At 45.0% G+C, this 15,183-nt stretch carries 18 protein-coding genes and 2 tRNA genes; 7 read left to right on the top strand and 13 right to left on the bottom strand.

Annotated elements, in window-relative coordinates:
- Positions 1-237 precede the first annotated feature (237 nt).
- Positions 238-486, top strand: a complete 249-nt coding sequence (locus tag HY807_08965) for a hypothetical protein (GenBank protein ID MBI4826531.1) — start codon at positions 238-240, stop codon at positions 484-486.
- A 26-nt stretch (positions 487-512) separates the two neighbouring features.
- On the opposite strand, the gene HY807_08960 is transcribed toward HY807_08965, so the two are convergent.
- From HY807_08960 to HY807_08935, 6 genes are read right to left on the bottom strand one after another with little or no spacing between them, the layout of a single operon-like run.
- A complete protein-coding gene (locus HY807_08960) occupies positions 513-842 on the bottom strand; it encodes a PilZ domain-containing protein (protein ID MBI4826530.1) in 330 nt (109 codons plus the stop codon).
- Positions 843-847: 5 nt separating this feature from the next.
- Positions 848-1,522 carry a general secretion pathway protein GspB gene (locus HY807_08955; GenBank protein ID MBI4826529.1) on the bottom strand — a complete coding sequence of 225 codons (675 nt, stop codon included), beginning with the start codon at positions 1,520-1,522 and terminating at the stop codon, positions 848-850.
- Entirely contained in the window at positions 1,522-3,132 is a 1,611-nt protein-coding gene (locus tag HY807_08950; GenBank protein MBI4826528.1) for an AAA family ATPase, read from the bottom strand. The genes HY807_08955 and HY807_08950 overlap by 1 nt, the downstream gene beginning before the upstream one ends.
- Positions 3,133-3,152: 20 nt before the next feature.
- Positions 3,153-3,359, bottom strand: coding sequence for a hypothetical protein (locus HY807_08945; GenBank protein MBI4826527.1), 207 nt, complete (start codon positions 3,357-3,359; stop codon positions 3,153-3,155).
- 9 nt (positions 3,360-3,368) lie between these two features.
- A complete protein-coding gene (locus HY807_08940; protein ID MBI4826526.1) occupies positions 3,369-3,578 on the bottom strand; it encodes a hypothetical protein in 210 nt (69 codons plus the stop codon).
- Between the two features lie 21 nt (positions 3,579-3,599).
- On the bottom strand, positions 3,600-3,932 hold the full coding sequence (locus HY807_08935; protein ID MBI4826525.1) for a hypothetical protein: 333 nt from the start codon (positions 3,930-3,932) through the stop codon (positions 3,600-3,602).
- Positions 3,933-4,050: 118 nt separating this feature from the next.
- Between HY807_08935 and HY807_08930 the strand changes: the two genes are divergently transcribed.
- The 5 genes from HY807_08930 (at position 4,051) to HY807_08910 (ending at position 8,561) form a co-directional block, all read left to right on the top strand.
- Entirely contained in the window at positions 4,051-4,713 is a 663-nt protein-coding gene (locus tag HY807_08930; GenBank protein ID MBI4826524.1) for a YceH family protein, read from the top strand.
- Positions 4,714-4,835: 122 nt separating this feature from the next.
- The gene (locus HY807_08925; protein MBI4826523.1) at positions 4,836-5,612 is read left to right on the top strand and encodes an SH3-like domain-containing protein; all 777 of its coding nucleotides are present in this window, start codon (positions 4,836-4,838) and stop codon (positions 5,610-5,612) included.
- 130 nt (positions 5,613-5,742) lie between these two features.
- Entirely contained in the window at positions 5,743-6,465 is a 723-nt protein-coding gene (locus HY807_08920) for a DUF1460 domain-containing protein (protein ID MBI4826522.1), read from the top strand.
- Positions 6,462-7,706 carry an AmpG family muropeptide MFS transporter gene (locus HY807_08915; GenBank protein ID MBI4826521.1) on the top strand — a complete coding sequence of 415 codons (1,245 nt, stop codon included), beginning with the start codon at positions 6,462-6,464 and terminating at the stop codon, positions 7,704-7,706. The genes HY807_08920 and HY807_08915 overlap by 4 nt, the downstream gene beginning before the upstream one ends.
- Before the next feature lie 156 nt (positions 7,707-7,862).
- Positions 7,863-8,561, top strand: coding sequence for a septal ring lytic transglycosylase RlpA family protein (locus HY807_08910; GenBank protein ID MBI4826520.1), 699 nt, complete (start codon positions 7,863-7,865; stop codon positions 8,559-8,561).
- Between the two features lie 11 nt (positions 8,562-8,572).
- Here the strand turns inward: HY807_08910 and HY807_08905 are convergent, their stop codons facing one another.
- The 5 genes from HY807_08905 to HY807_08885 form a co-directional block, all read right to left on the bottom strand.
- Positions 8,573-9,895 carry an amidohydrolase family protein gene (locus tag HY807_08905; GenBank protein MBI4826519.1) on the bottom strand — a complete coding sequence of 441 codons (1,323 nt, stop codon included), beginning with the start codon at positions 9,893-9,895 and terminating at the stop codon, positions 8,573-8,575.
- A gap of 6 nt (positions 9,896-9,901) precedes the next feature.
- Positions 9,902-10,921 carry an aspartate-semialdehyde dehydrogenase gene (locus HY807_08900; protein ID MBI4826518.1) on the bottom strand — a complete coding sequence of 340 codons (1,020 nt, stop codon included), beginning with the start codon at positions 10,919-10,921 and terminating at the stop codon, positions 9,902-9,904.
- Positions 10,922-11,029: 108 nt separating this feature from the next.
- Entirely contained in the window at positions 11,030-12,097 is a 1,068-nt protein-coding gene (locus HY807_08895) for a 3-isopropylmalate dehydrogenase (protein ID MBI4826517.1), read from the bottom strand.
- 78 nt (positions 12,098-12,175) lie between these two features.
- A tRNA-Glu gene (locus tag HY807_08890) sits at positions 12,176-12,251 on the bottom strand.
- Positions 12,252-12,318: 67 nt separating this feature from the next.
- Positions 12,319-12,392: transfer RNA gene (locus HY807_08885), tRNA-Gln, on the bottom strand.
- Positions 12,393-12,476: 84 nt separating this feature from the next.
- Between HY807_08885 and HY807_08880 the strand changes: the two genes are divergently transcribed.
- Positions 12,477-13,412, top strand: a complete 936-nt coding sequence (locus tag HY807_08880) for an SDR family oxidoreductase (GenBank protein ID MBI4826516.1) — start codon at positions 12,477-12,479, stop codon at positions 13,410-13,412.
- A gap of 15 nt (positions 13,413-13,427) precedes the next feature.
- Here HY807_08880 and HY807_08875 read toward each other — a convergent pair whose 3' ends face one another.
- The gene (locus tag HY807_08875) at positions 13,428-14,069 is read right to left on the bottom strand and encodes a phosphoribosylglycinamide formyltransferase (GenBank protein ID MBI4826515.1); all 642 of its coding nucleotides are present in this window, start codon (positions 14,067-14,069) and stop codon (positions 13,428-13,430) included.
- Between the two features lie 2 nt (positions 14,070-14,071).
- Positions 14,072-15,106 carry a phosphoribosylformylglycinamidine cyclo-ligase gene (locus HY807_08870; protein ID MBI4826514.1) on the bottom strand — a complete coding sequence of 345 codons (1,035 nt, stop codon included), beginning with the start codon at positions 15,104-15,106 and terminating at the stop codon, positions 14,072-14,074.
- Positions 15,107-15,183: the final 77 nt, after the last annotated feature.

Here is a 15,183-nt window from a genome sequence, read left to right as displayed (position 1 = left end):
CCGCTTTAACTCTTTCTGACTCAAAATGATAATGTCCTTTCGTGCCACCTTGCCTCCTTATCAAAAAGAGGCAGTTTAGCATTTCCAATTTAGGACATTTCTATTTTGGTGAATTAGGACATTATCATTTTGGCGGGACATGCCATGTTAACAACTGAAATCCTGTTATGGGGAAAAGCAGAAACAAGATCCGCAACAATACTGCGGTATTATTTCAGTTTATGTTAAAATCAGAACATGACAAAGGCTCAGAAAAATATTTTATTTGTGCTCGGAATGCTTGCTGTGTTTGGCTTCTTTTATGCCATATCAGGCGACAGGGCTCATCAGATGCCTCCTGATGAGAATCATATTGCGGTCACAGATGTTGAGTTATGTAAAGGTTGCCATATGCCCGAAGGCCGGACAATGGTTTCTGAAAAACACCCTCCCAAATTCGAATGCCTTAAATGCCATAAGATAAAAAGAGGACCGGCTAAAAAGTAGCATGAATTTGCTGCAAGGCAGATAGTCTATTTTAGCGATACTGCAAACTCTGTGTATTGCTGAGGCGGGTTGATCAGTTCCAGTCCAAGTGTGAATGTTTCTCCATGATTAGTTGCCTTATCGCTGAACCATATTACCCTGCAGACCAGGTTGATGGGCTTTGATGAAGGCATCCTGAGGAATATCTCCACAATGGTCTCTTTGGTAAAGTCCTTGACGTGTTTGACCGTAGCGGTTACAAAGTGAAGACCGTGTTCTGAAAGGTTAAGGATCATCCCGGGGTAGCTGCTGTCGCAGCACAGGAGTTCACCTTCAAATCCGTCAGTTATTCTTTTGCTCTTTCTTCGTTCTTTCATGAATTCTAAAGCCCCCGCATGCTGAAGCGATATCCTCGATATTTCAATATTACACCATTCATGGTGATTTCATCTACCCCAAGCTCAGGAGTGATATTATCGCCTTCATGAATAATACTGCCGTTAATGTTCACCAGCCTTGATGGCGGGTTATTTGAATATATATGGGCTGAGATAGAAATATCCGGGAGGCTCTGCCTTATATTCAGGGGCAGTTCGCTGAACTCAACCACCTTATCAGAAGGTTCAGGCCGGGAATTGCTCTCAGTTCTGTCTTTCTCCTCTGATAAAGAAGGGGACACAGACGATGCCTTTTCGATATCAATTTGTTTTCTGTCTTTATTGACTATGATATTTTCTTTTTTTATAGCATCCTGTTTTTGTGTATATGCTGTATTCACAGCAGTGCCTTCAGGAACAGGCTGCTTCAGGTTTACGGCCGACTCTTCTTTTTTGATCTCAGCTTCTTTAACCTGGGCCTGTTTTTGAGGTGTCCATATCCCGAGCCATATCGATATCAGTAGGGCGTTAAGCAGGAGGACTGCAAGAATATAATATGGCCAGGCAGGGCGTTTTTTTGTTATTTGGAATTCCGGAGTATGAACAGTAAGAAGGTTAGGTACCGCATCCCTGTTACGATTCTCTTCGAGCTTTTTTAATCCGTCAAGAATGAATGACATTATTTTTGCTTAATGCCTCCTGTAAGTGCCGGGATGCCTTCAGCGGTAGCAGTGATAATGTGCAAGATCGTCTGAGTTCCGGCTATCCCGTCAGGCACCAGCCCTTCAGCAAGCTGAAACTTTTTCAACTCGTTGACAAGGGCATTGTCATAAGTGATAACATCTCCCTGAACCGGCTTTCTGTTATTGATCAAAGCCAGATGAGCATCAAGCCATTTTACCTGAACGCCCCTGTCCCCCGGCTTTATATCATCTCTATATTCAGGCGGGGCTCTCCATAGCAGCATATAGTCTCCAAGCCACTGTGATTCAATATCCTTTACATCTGTTTCAATGCTGCGGCCTCCAACATTCAATAAACCGGTATCTTCTGTGAGTGATGTGAGGGCTGCGTAATATTCTTCGCCTGCCTCATTAAAAAGAGTCAGTATCACAGGCAGGTTCAAGGCACGAAGGCTCTCTATATTACCCAGTCCCTTAAGGCATCTGAGGCCCTGTGATTGCGCCTGCCGGCAGGGTGGGGCGCTGTTATCATTGCTGTATGTAATTCCCCATACACTGAATAATGACCTGTAAGCTGTCTCTCTACTTTGTTTTATCGGGATGGTGCTTGGCCATTTCAACTTCTCAGGCACATTCACAATAATCTTTTCAGCGGCTTTTGTATCAGATATTACTGATACGGCAGGTGATCCTTTGGCAGTCATATAGTAAAAATATGCTGATGCGGAGACAAGGCTGAATGCTGTAAGTGTCAAGGCTGCGACAAGCACTACCGGAGATATTCCATGTTTGAACTTCGGCGTCTCCAGCACTTCTTTGGCAGCTATGTTAAGTATCCTGCTGCTCACCTTATGTTTCCCCAGAGTGAATGTTCCTAATAGGGCCCTGTCGCACAACAGATTAATAATGCGGGGGATACCTCTGCTCAGGATGTACAGCCTGTCAATTGTTGAAGAAGGGAAAAGCTCCTCTTCCAGTCCGGCGACGGAGATGCGGTGAGTAATATATGCGCTCAGGTCTTTTTTTGAAAGAGGGCCGAGGTGGTATCTGGCGATTATCCTTTGCGAAAGCTGCCGCAGTTCAGGCTGTCCGAGCTTGTCGCGAAGTTCGGGCTGTCCAAGAAGGATTATCTGAAGCAGTTTTCTCTTGTTTGTCTCGAGATTTGTCAGCAGCCTCAACTGCTCCAGCACCTCAGCGCTCAGATTCTGGGCCTCGTCAATGATAAGAACGACCTTTTTGTTTTTTGCATGGGCTTCAAACAGGTATGCATTAATAAGGTCAATAAAGACTTTTAAACTTGTATTGCCTGAAGGGTATTTAATTCCGAATTCATCACATATCGTTGCCAGCAATTCGTTGACAGTCAGTTTCGGGTTGATGACAAGAGCTATGGATGAGTTGTCAGGGACCTGCTCAAGCAGGCAGCGGCAGACCGTTGTCTTGCCCGTGCCGACCTCTCCTGTAAGCAGGACAAAACCTCCGTCACTGTTAAACCCGTAAACCAGGTGCGCGAGGGCCTCACGGTGCTGCCCGCTCATATAAAGGTAGCGCGGGTCAGGCGCGATAGAAAATGGCTGTTCTTCAAATCCGAAATATTTGTTATACATAAGGGGACGTTATACTTGTTCTAAGGAATGTTTTTGCCTAAGTCATCAGGGATTGGAACACCTCTTCGGTCAAATGCACATCTTCTCTTGCACTTCCTGCGCTCAGGGCCTTTATAGCCTTTATTTTTCCAGACCCTTCGTCTGTCTCTCCAGGTTCGTCTGCCAAATTTGCGGGATTCGCTCTTGTCAGGTTTATTTTCAGGCTCTGCTATTATTTCCTCTTCCATTGCCGGTGATCAATACAGGGTATTGCCGTCTTTGTCTGTGTAGTATACATGCCGTCTGTTTATGACTGTTCTTCTTTTCATATGCCTTCTTTGACGACCGGTATAATTATGGTTCTTAAAGACGCTTCTTCTATCCCTGCGCGTTCTTCTCTCAACGACACGCTTGTTTGCTAATGGACATTGCCTTCCGGCAAGCCAGCCGAGTTCGTCTTTATCCATAAATTAACTCGTAATTCAAGATCATGCCAATTCATTGTTTAGAGGTTTTTCTTCAGCCTTTCTTCTCTCATCTTTCCTTCTTTCGGACTCAGCCATATCATTATCTCTTTTTTTTTTTTTTTTTCTCTGCTCCCTTCTTCTGTCATAGTTCCTCTCATCTATATTGTCATCTGCATTGAGATATTTCGTCCTTCTTCTCTGATGGAACCTTCTTTCAGGCCCTTTCCAATGGCCCTTTACCCATGGCCTTCTCCTGTCATTTAAGGTCCGCCTGTCCGGCTGCCTGCGGCCGTCAATGCCCACAAAGGTCTTTGCATTTAATTCTTCCGGGCTGTCATTTTTATCTGAATTCATAGTCTATACGAACTGAATTTTCTAAATATTATCATAAAATCAGCGATTTAAAAAGGGCTGCGGCTGATTTGGTTTTAATTATTATTTTCACTTGATATTCAGTTATAATAAAACTGTTATGGATATAAAACTTGATAATTTAGAAGTGCGGATACTGGCTTCTCTGATAGAGAAGAAGATAACCACCCCCGACTACTATCCTTTGACACTTAATTCGTTGACCGCCGCATGCAGTCAGAAGTCCAACCGGAATCCTGTTGCTGCCTTTGATGAGAAGACAGTTGTGAGAGGGATCGAGAGGCTTCAGGAGAAAGGGCTTGTTGAGAAGATATATAAAGCTGACAGCAGGGTTCCCAAGTATCAGCATTTATTTACGGAGAGATTCAAATTTAATGAGAGGGAGGTTGCGATCCTCTGTGAACTCATGCTTCGCGGCGGGCAGACCCCGGGGGAGTTGCGCAGCCGTGCCGGACGGATGTCCAGTTTCAGAGGGTTAGAAGAGGTTGAAGAAGTATTAACCGGCCTGATGGAGCGCGATGAACCGGTTGTGACCAAACTTCAGAGACAGTTTGGCAGAAAAGAGCAGAGATATATGCATCTTTTTTCAGGAATTATTGAGCAGGAAGATGCCGGTAATAAAATGCCTATGGAACCGGCCGCGGCCCTGGTTATGGAGGAAGATGAGCGCATAGCAGCCCTTGAGAGTAAGCTGGAGGCTCTGTCAAAAGATTTTGAGGCGCTGAAAAAAGCCTTTAATGATTTTATGGTTGAATTCAAATGATTTCAAGAGGTTATAACTCTTTATTCGAAGGCTTCATTGTTTCATATAAAATGAGTATGTTATTATAAGTTACATGGAAATTAATTCCCTAACATTAAATCATAAACAATAAGGAGACCGAGATGAAAAGATCTTTAAAATTATTTACTTTATTCCTGCTTGTTATTTCAATAGCGGCAGTCAACACAGCGTGCAACAGTAAAAAGAAGCCTGCTGAGACTTCACAGCAGGAGCAGGCCACTCAGCACCCGACACCTCAGGCAGGCCCTATCACCACTGATACCAGGCCTGTAATATCTGGAAAGGTTGTTGAGACAATGAACAGCGGCGGTTATACATATGTGAAGCTGGCAAAGGATGGCAAAGAGATATGGGTAGCTATAACTGAGGCTGATATTAAGAAGGGCGAAGAGATGTCTTTTTATTCAGGCGATGAGATGCGCAACTTCACCAGCAAAACCCTTAACCGCACATTTGAGAGTGTGATCTTTTCTCCTGGAATTGTCGGCCAGGCTGGTGACCCTAATGCCGCTCCATTTATGAGCAAGGGCGCTGTCGTTACCGAAAAGCAGAAGGTCAAGGTTGAAAAGGCTGCCGGCGCTAATTCGTATACAATTGCTGATCTCTATAGTAAGAGTGTTGACCTTAACAACAAGTCTGTCAAGGTAAAAGGTGTTGTAGTTAAAGTTTCCCCAAGCATCATGGGAAAGAACTGGGTGCATATTCAGGATGGTACCGGAGATGCAGCTGCAGGGACACATGATCTTGTGCTGACGACTGATTCTATTCCTTTGGATGGTGAAACGATCACAGCCACAGGGTCTTTAGCTAAAGACAAGGACTTTGGCGGAGGGTATGCTTATAAAGTCATTCTTGAGAATGCCTCGATATCAAAGTAATATAATCTTCTCAACTCTTGAAAGCCCCTTGCAGACGCAAGGGGCTTTTTTTATGCGCAATAATTTGCGGGCTGCTGTCCCTTTTTGATGTATAATTGACTGGTTATTGTAAAATTTTCAGGGAATTATTATGAAAAAATCTTTTAATTTAGGCCGATGGTCTGAGAGTGAACTGAATGACCTGATCTGCGGCTCATCAAAGATCAAAGAAGCAGGAAGCCGTATTGATTATCTCTCCGGCAGATTTATTGATTCTTCTTATTCCGCGTCAACTCTTACAGGCTGCCATGAGTTACCGGAAGAATTAGTGGTTAACCTTGACGGTGTTGACTGTTTTACGTTCATTGATTATATAGAGGCGATGAGAATATCAAAGTCATTCAGTGAGTTCATCGAAAATCTCAAGAGAGTGAGATATAGGGAAGGGCAGGTTGATCTCAAGAGCAGGAATCATTTCTTTACCGACTGGACGGAAAATAACAGTCAGTTTGTCAGAGATATCACAAAAGAGATAGGAGGCAGAACCGTAGAGAGAAGTATCAAACACCTGAATAAAAGAGATGACGGCACTATTTTCATTAAAGGTATTGATCCGGTATGGAGAGACATATCATACATTCCTTCCGGGAACATAGACGATGTGATCATTGATAAATTAAAGACCGGTGATTACGTCGGTATTTATTCAAACGCCTCGGGGCTGGATGTTTCCCATGTCGGGATACTCATAAAGGCAGGGAAAGATATTATCCTGAGACATGCCTCTTCCATAAAGAGAAAAGTGGTTGATGAAGATTTCAAATCGTATGTTTCCAATAAAGCTGGAATTATAGTGCTGAGGCCGATAGGATGAAAACGAGGCTTCAGATATTTCAAGTCATTGCAAGCCGCCGCATGCTCGTTTCATTGATAATGGGTTTTGCCTGCGGGCTGCCTCTGCTTCTAACCATGACTGTTTTGCAGGCATGGATGAAGGAAGCCGGAGTGGATCTGACCGTGATCGGCATAATGTCGCTGGTTGGCATTCCATACACCCTTAAATTTATATGGGCGCCTTTCCTTGACCGTTTCACGCTTCCTTTTCTGGGACGCAGAAGGGGATGGCTGCTCATAGCCCAGATAGCATTGATCTTTTCTATCGCCGGTCTCGGGTTTACAAATCCTGCGAACAATCCATGGCTTGTCGCATTTGCCGCTTTTATCGTCACATTCTTCAGCGCTTCACAGGACATAGTCGTGGATGCTTACCGCAGAGAGGATATGGCGGACGAAGAACTTGGATTAGGCTCTTCACTTTATGTGAACGGCTATCGTGTCGGTATGCTCCTTGCCTCTGGCGGCGGGCTTATTATGGCAGACCATATATCATTTTCATGGGTATATTTTATCATGGCGGCTTGCATGCTTCCGGGTGTCATTACAACACTTATCACGCCTGAACCTCCTAATCCGATGGGTGCTCCAAAGAACATGCGTGATGCGGTGCTGAACCCGCTCATTGAATATTTCTCCAGAGAAGGCGCTTTATGGATACTGGCATTCATTCTTTTTTATAAACTCGGGGATACGATGGCAAGCGCGATGACAACTCCTTTTTATTTAGATATCGGATTTACAAAGACCGAGATCGGCACTATCGTTAAACTCTTTGGTTTTTGGGCAACGATAATCGGCAGTCTCATAGGCGGGATAATGATGCTGCGCCTTGGAATAAACCGTTCTCTCTGGATATTCGGTTTTCTTCAGGCGATATCCACTGCCGGGTTTGCTATCCTCTCACAGATCGGACACAGCCTTCCCGCCCTTGCCGGAGTCATAGTCTTTGAAAATCTGAGCGGCGGAATGGGAACCGCTGCTTATGTCGCGTTTATGGGGAGCATAACTAATAAAAAATTTACTGCCACGCAATATGCGTTATTGAGCAGCCTTATGGGCGTGCCAAGGGTTATAGCCTCAGCGCCAACCGGTTATCTTGCCAAGTATATGGGCTGGGAGTTGTTTTTTATCGCCTGTACACTGATCGCGATACCCGGCATGCTTCTCCTTTTAAAGTTCGCTCCTTGGACTCAAAGAGAAGAGATTAAAACAGTTTAATAAAAATATGTTATCTATGAGTTGTCATTCCCGAAGTTTTTTATCGGGAATCCAGTATTTTTTTTGAATCAACTGCTTCTGGATTCCCGCTTAAGGACTGCGGGAATGACGATTTAGGCGCAATTATTTATGACTATGTATAATTACCCAATAAAGATGAGGAGATATTTAAATAAAAATCTTGTTTTTATCTTTGTTATCAGTCTTGTTTTAACCACTTTTACTTCTTCCTGTGCAGTTATCAAAGCGCCTTACACAATTACAAAGGGAGTTGTGAAGGGGACATATTATGCCGTAAAAGGCACATATGAACTTACTGCAGGCGCCACAAAGCTTGTTTATTCCATAGGGAAATTTACCTTCAATGTAGTCCGCGCGCCGCTTGACTGGCCTCTGATAAATGATGAAATCGATACTATTGACGGCCTTCCGGTAAAGGAGGCCATCAGATTAGGAAGAGTGAAGAACGCGCCTTATACAGTAAAAGGCAAAAAGTACTTTCCCATGTCTGTTGAAAAGGCAAAGACCTATAACGAGGTCGGCATAGCATCATGGTATGGGTATGAGACAAGAAACAAGAAGTTCGGTTATATGACCGCAAACGGAGAGAAGTTTGATCCTAAAGAACTTACCGCAGCTCATAAACTTCTTCCCCTGCCCATCAATGTTAAGGTGACGAACCTTGAGAACAAGAGGTCTATAATTGTGAGGGTCAATGACAGGGGGCCTTTTCCGAGTGACCATAATGCTGACTCAGGCAAAAGGATAATAGACCTCAGCATGGGCGCGGCTAAGATGCTTGGTTTTTATGAGAAGGGAACGGCAAAGGTTAAAGTTGAGGTGGTTGGGCTTTGAGGCAAAATAACTTATTTACCGTTTCGAATCCTGTCCTGCCATTTCCGTGCATTACCGAGTATAACGCCTTCATCACCGGTCATCAGTCGCCTCTTATCAAGCAGTATCTTTCCGTTGACCATGACAGTTTCGATATCGGATGGCTGCATCGCGTATGTGATGTGTGAGTAAATGTCATAGAGCGGCATCAGATGAGGTTTTGCAAGGTCAGCTATGACAAGGTCAGCTTTTTTGCCGGGTTTCAGAGAGCCTGTCTTTTCACCAAGCCCGATGATCTCAGCTCCGGTCTTGGTTGCCATAAGAAGCGCGGCTTTGCTGTCAACAACAGTGGGGTCTCCTGAGACCGCTTTATGGACCTTTGCGGCTGTTGCCATTTCACCGAGAATACTAAGGTCATTGTTGCTTGCAGCGCCGTCAGTTCCGAGCCCGACCTTTATGCCTGCCTTGAGAATTTTGGACACAGGGGCAAAGCCTGATGCGAGCTTCAGATTGCTTTCGATGCAGTGAGCAACACCGACCTTTCTTTGTGCGAGTATCTCAATATCTTTATCAGTTAGCCAGACACAATGCGCTGCTGAGACGCGTTCTGAAAGAAAACCAATGGAGTCAAGATGTTCAACCGGTGTCTTTCCATAGCGATCTTTGCATTGTGCCACTTCAAACTGTGTTTCAGAGAGGTGTGTATGCAGGGCGACATCATATTTTTCAGCAAGCACTCTTGCGCGCGTGTAATTATCAGGGCTGCAGGTAAATGTAGCGTGCGGCGCAACGCCTGTAGTGACCAGTTCATTCCCTTTCCAATACTTAATGTGTTCTTCTGCCTTGATAAAATAATCATCAGGGCCTGACGCATAGTCTTTCCATGGGAAGTCAATAATGCCGGAGCCGAGTAAAGCCCTCATCCCGATGCGGGTCAGTTTTTCTCCAGCGGCTTGTTCATAAAAGTACATATCATTGAATGTGGTGACTCCGCCCTTCAGCATCTCAAGGCAGGCAAGCTCAACTGCATCGCCGACGAACTCGCTGGAAAGCCACTTCATCTCATTCGGCCATATATGATTCTGGAGCCACTCCTGTAGAGGAAGGTCATCAGCAATGCCTCTAAAATAGACCATTGCCGCGTGGGTGTGTGTGTTTACCAGTCCGGGGAAGACAACCTTGTCTTTGCCGTCAGTGATGTTTTGTGAGGTGTATTTCTTTGAGATGTCATAGAAGGTGTCAACGTCAATGATATCAGTGCCTGAAACAGCTACAGCGCCATCATGGATGACGTTCAGGTCTCCTTCCATTGTGAGGAGATAATCGGCCCTTATGATATGGTCAACGTTTTGCATCGCTATTTAATTTTTCTCTATCAACTTCTCAGCAATCTGCACCGCATTTAATGCAGCGCCTTTTCTGATATTGTCTGCAACGATCCACATGTTGATGCCGTTCTCAACAGACTCGTCTTCTCTGATCCTTCCGATGTAGGTCTCATCTTTTCCTGCGACATATATCGGAAGAGGGTAGATATTCTTCTCAGGAGCGTCATATACGATAATGCCGTCTGTCCCTGATAACAGCGCCCTTACCTCATCAGCAGAAAGCTTCTTCTCAGTCTCAATATTTACAGACTCGGAATGGCACTTAAATACAGGGACCCTCACAGTTGTTGCTGTTATCCTGAGTGAGGCATCACCGAGTATCTTTCTCGTCTCATTTATCATCTTCATCTCTTCTTTTGTATAGCCGTTATCCAGGAAACTGTCGATATGAGGCAGACAGTTGAATGCTATCTGATGAGGATAGACCTTAGGTTTTATATCCTTGAAGTTCAGGAATGCGGCGCTCTGTTCGAGAAGTTCATCCATCGCCTTTTTGCCTGTGCCTGATACTGACTGGAAGGTTGTAACCACGACTCTCTTGATCCTTGCTGTATCATGGATCGGTTTTAAAGGAAGCACCATCTGGATCGTCGAGCAGTTTGGATTTGCTATTATCCCTTTGTGCCATTTCAGGTCATGGGGGTTGACCTCAGGCACGACCAGAGGAACCTCAGGGTCCATCCTCCATGCGCTTGAGTTATCTATAACAACACAGCCTGCCTTTGCTGCGATCGGCGCAAACTCTATGCTCCTGTCACCGCCTGCGGAAAAGAGGGCGATGTCTATTCCTTTGAAAACATCAGCCTTGAGAACCTCGACAGTTACGGGTTTTTCGTGAAAGTCAAGTGTATTGCCCTCAGAACGTTCAGAGGCAAAGAGCCTGAGTTTGCCCACGGGGAAGTTTCTCTCTTCAAGAATTGAGACCATCTCATTTCCAACGGCCCCGGTTGCTCCTACAACTGCTACAGTGTATTTATCTTTTTTCTTAAGCATCATATTGTTACCTTTCATTCTCCTGTTTGTCATTCCGAGGAACCGAAGTGGACGAGGAATCTTAAGATTTCTCCCTTTGGTCGAAATGACAAAAATTAGATAAAATATTTATTTTAAATTCTTCACCACCAAATCACCGACTTCAGTGGTACTGTATCCCATCCTGCCTGCTGCAAGGCTCTTAATGTCATTTGCAGTGACCTTCATGACAGCCTCTTCAATAGCTTTGCCGCTTGCTGTTTCACCTAAACTCTCAAGCATCAGCCCGCCTGCGCATATTGCTGCGAGAGGATTGATGATATTCTGCCCTTTGTATTTTGGAGCGGAACCGCCGATAGGTTCAAACATCGAAACCCCGCCGGGATCAGGATTTATATTCCCGCCTGCCGCTATTCCCATTCCGCCCTGTATCATAGCGCCGAGGTCAGTGATTATGTCGCCGAACATATTGTCTGTCACGATCACATCGAACCATTCCGGGTTCTTTACAAACCACATGGTGATGGCGTCAACATGTGCGTAATCATTTTTAATGCCGGGATATTCCTTGGCAACTTCGTTAAACGTCCTTTCCCAAAGGTCAAACGCAAATGTCAGAACATTGGTCTTTCCGCATAGTGTGAGCTTGTTAGCCTTGTTCCTCTTCTTGCAATATTCAAACGCATAGCGGATACAGCGCTCGACGCCCTTTCTGGTGTTGATAGACTCCTGAACAGAGACCTCATCGGGTGTGCCTTTTTTCAAAACGCCTCCGGCGCCTACATAAAGCCCTTCTGTGTTTTCTCTCACAACGACAAAGTCTATATGCTCAGGCCCCTTATCCTTAAGCGGGCATTCTATGCCGGGATAGAGTTTTACAGGCCTCAGGTTTATGTACTGGTCAAGCTCAAAGCGGAGCCTCAGTAGTATGCCTTTTTCAAGTATTCCCGGTTTAACATCAGGATGGCCAATGGCTCCGAGATATATTGCGTCATGTTTTCTCAGGTCAGAAACCGCGCTGTCCGGGAGCACTTCACCTGTCCTGAGGTATCTATCCCCGCCGAAATCATAATAGTGAAGGTCAAGCTTGAAGCCTGACTTCTCAGATACTGCATTAAGAACCTTTACCCCTTCAGCAATGACCTCAGGACCTGTCCCGTCACCGGGAATAACTGCAATGTTATAAGTCTTGGACATTTCATACCTCTTTCATTTGTTATAAATTAAGATGTTAAAAAGCTGTAGCTGACAGCTAATAGCATTCAGCCTGGTTATTGGTGATCCCAACGGGATTCGAACCCGTGTTACCGGCGTGAGAGGCCAGCGTCCTAGGCCACTAGACGATGGGACCAAATAAAAAATTAAGAGTTGAAGGCAGATAATAAAATCTGTGCTTCTTCACACTTAAGTTGATTTTTTGGCTGGGGAGAGAGGACTTGAACCCCTACAAGCAGATCCAGAATCTGCGGTGCTGCCATTACACTACTCCCCAAAGCCAAGATATTTTATATTATGAATATCAGTTAATACAAGTTTTTATGTATACTATTAAAAATCTCATGGAGGTCTTGATTATATGAAAAGAATTCTTGTTACAGGCGGAGCCGGTTTTATCGGCTCGCATCTCTGCGAAAGGCTTCTGAATGACGGCCATGAGGTTCTGTGCGTTGATAATTTCTACACCGGCCGCAGATCCAATATAGCCCATCTTGTTGCTAATCCATATTTTGAGATCATGAGGCATGATATCTGTTTCCCTCTATATGTTGAGGTGGATGAGATCTACAACCTCGCATGCCCCGCTTCTCCTATACATTACCAGTTTGACCCGGTGCAGACAACAAAGACATCTGTTCACGGCGCGATAAATATTCTCGGCCTTGCCAAGAGGGTCAAGGCAAAGGTCTTTCAGGCGTCAACATCTGAAGTATACGGCGATCCTACCGAGCATCCGCAAACAGAATCCTACTGGGGGAATGTCAATCCTATAGGCATACGTTCATGCTATGACGAAGGCAAGCGCTGTGCCGAGACGCTCTTTTTTGACTACAACAGGCAGCACGGGCTTAAGATAAAAGTTGCAAGGATCTTCAACACATACGGCCCTAATATGCATCCGCAGGACGGCAGGGTTGTCAGTAACTTCATTATGCAGGCGTTAAGGGGTGAGGATATTACTGTCTATGGAAAAGGGCAGCAGTCAAGGAGCTTCTGTTATGTTGATGATCTGGTGGAAGGTTTTGTCAGATTAATGGATTCGCCTGACAAACTGACCGGGCCTGTAAATCTCGGCAACCCTGACGAGTTCAGCATAATAGAGCTTGCCAGCATTGTAATAAAGCTTACCGGTTCAAAGTCAAAGGTAGTATTCAAGCCTCTTCCGCAGGACGACCCTACACAGAGACAGCCTAATATATCTCTGGCGATGAAAGAGCTTAAATGGAAGCCGAAGGTAAAGCTGGAAAAGGGGTTGGTCAAAACCATCAAGTACTTCAAACAGTTTGTTCCCTGATGCCTGTTTTACCCTCTAATGTGAAGGGTTGATAAGAACGCTGTCTTTTCTATCGGTCTTTATAGAGACCTTTCGGCCTTCTACTTTGACCTTGCCGTCTGCATAGAGCTTGATCGCAAGCGGAAATATTATGTGTTCCTGTTTTAGTATTCTTTTGGAGAGGTCATCTTCGATATCATCTGCATATACAGGAACAGCGGCCTGGATTATGATCGGGCCGGTGTCAACCCCCTCATCAACAAAATGGACGGTGCAGCCGGATATCTTTACGCCGTAATCGACCGCCTGTTTCTGGCTGTGAAGCCCGGGAAATGAGGGGAGCAGGGCAGGGTGGATGTTCATTATCTTGTTCTTGTACCTGTCAATTAACGGCTTGCCGACAACCCGCATGAAACCTGCGAGAACAACAAGCTCCACGCCTCTTTTCTGGAGTTCGTCAGCGATGTGAGTATAATAAGCATCTTTATCCTGGAATTTATTTGGCTTTACTACGAGTGTTTCTATGTCATGATTCTTTGCCCTTTCAATCGCATAGGCTTTAGGATTGTCAGTTATCAGCACAGCTATCTTTGCATTGATATAGCCGGACTCTATATTGTCTATGATAGACTGGAAATTAGAACCTCTGCCTGAAGCAAGAACTCCGATCGTAAGCATGGTTAAATATATTTCACTCCGCTTCTTCCTTTTGCTATTTCACCTATGATATAAGGCTCTTCACCAAGCGACTTCAGTTTCTTTAGAACCTTTCCAGCATCGTTTTTATCTATGACAAGCATGAAGCCTATCCCCATATTGAATGTCTTGTACATCTCATCTTCAGTGACCTTGCCTTCTTTTTGTATTAGATCGAAGATCGCGTGCACAGGCCAGCTGGCTTTTTTGATGACTGCTTTAAGCCCCTTTTTAGGCGGGAATATTCTCGGCAGATTTTCGGTAATGCCGCCGCCTGTAATATGCGCCATTCCTTTCACATCAAAGCTATTGATGATTTTTAAAATGCTCTTCACATATATCTTTGTAGGTGTAAGCAGTTCTTCTCCTACAGGACGCCTGAGTTCCTTAAGCCTCTTTTTCGGACTGTATTTTTTGATATCAAAAAAGAGCTTTCTCGCAAGCGAGTAGCCGTTGCTGTGAAGCCCGCTTGATGAGAGCCCTATGACAATGTCGCCGTCTTTAATCTTTGAACCGTCAATGATCTTCTTTCTGTCAACCACACCAACCGAGAAGCCGGCAAGGTCGTATTCACCGGGACTGTAGAATCCGGGCATCTCAGCGGTCTCTCCGCCGACAAGTGCGCAGTCAGCCATCCTGCATCCTGCGGCAATACCTTTAATCACATCAGCGGCCTTATCTGTAGAGAGCTTTCCGGTTGCAAAGTAATCGAGAAAGAAGAGGGGGCGGGCGCCGTTTGTGAGGATATCGTTGACGCACATTGCGACAAGGTCTATCCCGACTGTAGCGTGCCTGTTAAGGTCAAACGCGATCTTGAGTTTTGTCCCCACTCCGTCAGTGCTGCTGACGAGCACTGGATCCTTGACCTTTGTGCTTTTCATATTATACAGCGCGCCAAATGAACCGATACTGCCCATGACACCTGCGTTGAAGGTTGATCGGGCAAGAGGTTTAATGATCTCTACCAGGCTGCTGCCTTTGTCTATGTCTACTCCGGATTTTTTATATGTAAGAGCCATTGATGTCCTTTCTGTTTTTTAAATTATTGAAAATGTTTTTATGGTAATTGTTTTGTTGTCATTCCGGCTTGTCCGGA

This window comes from Nitrospirota bacterium (assembly GCA_016207885.1).
In the GTDB taxonomy this organism is placed as follows: Bacteria; Nitrospirota; Thermodesulfovibrionia; order UBA6902; family UBA6902; genus JACQZG01.
Note: the sequence above shows the minus strand (reverse complement) of the source record. Positions and strands in the feature narration are given on the sequence as shown.

Coding starts and splice junctions, on each gene's coding strand:
- HY807_08965 (MBI4826531.1), top strand. CDS start 238: ATGACAAAGGCTCAGAAAAATATTTTATTTGTGCTCGGAATGCTTGCT.
- HY807_08960 (MBI4826530.1), bottom strand. CDS start 842: ATGAAAGAACGAAGAAAGAGCAAAAGAATAACTGACGGATTTGAAGGT.
- HY807_08955 (MBI4826529.1), bottom strand. CDS start 1,522: ATGTCATTCATTCTTGACGGATTAAAAAAGCTCGAAGAGAATCGTAAC.
- HY807_08950 (MBI4826528.1), bottom strand. CDS start 3,132: ATGTATAACAAATATTTCGGATTTGAAGAACAGCCATTTTCTATCGCG.
- HY807_08945 (MBI4826527.1), bottom strand. CDS start 3,359: ATGGAAGAGGAAATAATAGCAGAGCCTGAAAATAAACCTGACAAGAGC.
- HY807_08940 (MBI4826526.1), bottom strand. CDS start 3,578: ATGGATAAAGACGAACTCGGCTGGCTTGCCGGAAGGCAATGTCCATTA.
- HY807_08935 (MBI4826525.1), bottom strand. CDS start 3,932: ATGAATTCAGATAAAAATGACAGCCCGGAAGAATTAAATGCAAAGACC.
- HY807_08930 (MBI4826524.1), top strand. CDS start 4,051: ATGGATATAAAACTTGATAATTTAGAAGTGCGGATACTGGCTTCTCTG.
- HY807_08925 (MBI4826523.1), top strand. CDS start 4,836: ATGAAAAGATCTTTAAAATTATTTACTTTATTCCTGCTTGTTATTTCA.
- HY807_08920 (MBI4826522.1), top strand. CDS start 5,743: ATGAAAAAATCTTTTAATTTAGGCCGATGGTCTGAGAGTGAACTGAAT.
- HY807_08915 (MBI4826521.1), top strand. CDS start 6,462: ATGAAAACGAGGCTTCAGATATTTCAAGTCATTGCAAGCCGCCGCATG.
- HY807_08910 (MBI4826520.1), top strand. CDS start 7,863: ATGAGGAGATATTTAAATAAAAATCTTGTTTTTATCTTTGTTATCAGT.
- HY807_08905 (MBI4826519.1), bottom strand. CDS start 9,895: ATGCAAAACGTTGACCATATCATAAGGGCCGATTATCTCCTCACAATG.
- HY807_08900 (MBI4826518.1), bottom strand. CDS start 10,921: ATGCTTAAGAAAAAAGATAAATACACTGTAGCAGTTGTAGGAGCAACC.
- HY807_08895 (MBI4826517.1), bottom strand. CDS start 12,097: ATGTCCAAGACTTATAACATTGCAGTTATTCCCGGTGACGGGACAGGT.
- HY807_08880 (MBI4826516.1), top strand. CDS start 12,477: ATGAAAAGAATTCTTGTTACAGGCGGAGCCGGTTTTATCGGCTCGCAT.
- HY807_08875 (MBI4826515.1), bottom strand. CDS start 14,069: ATGCTTACGATCGGAGTTCTTGCTTCAGGCAGAGGTTCTAATTTCCAG.
- HY807_08870 (MBI4826514.1), bottom strand. CDS start 15,106: ATGGCTCTTACATATAAAAAATCCGGAGTAGACATAGACAAAGGCAGC.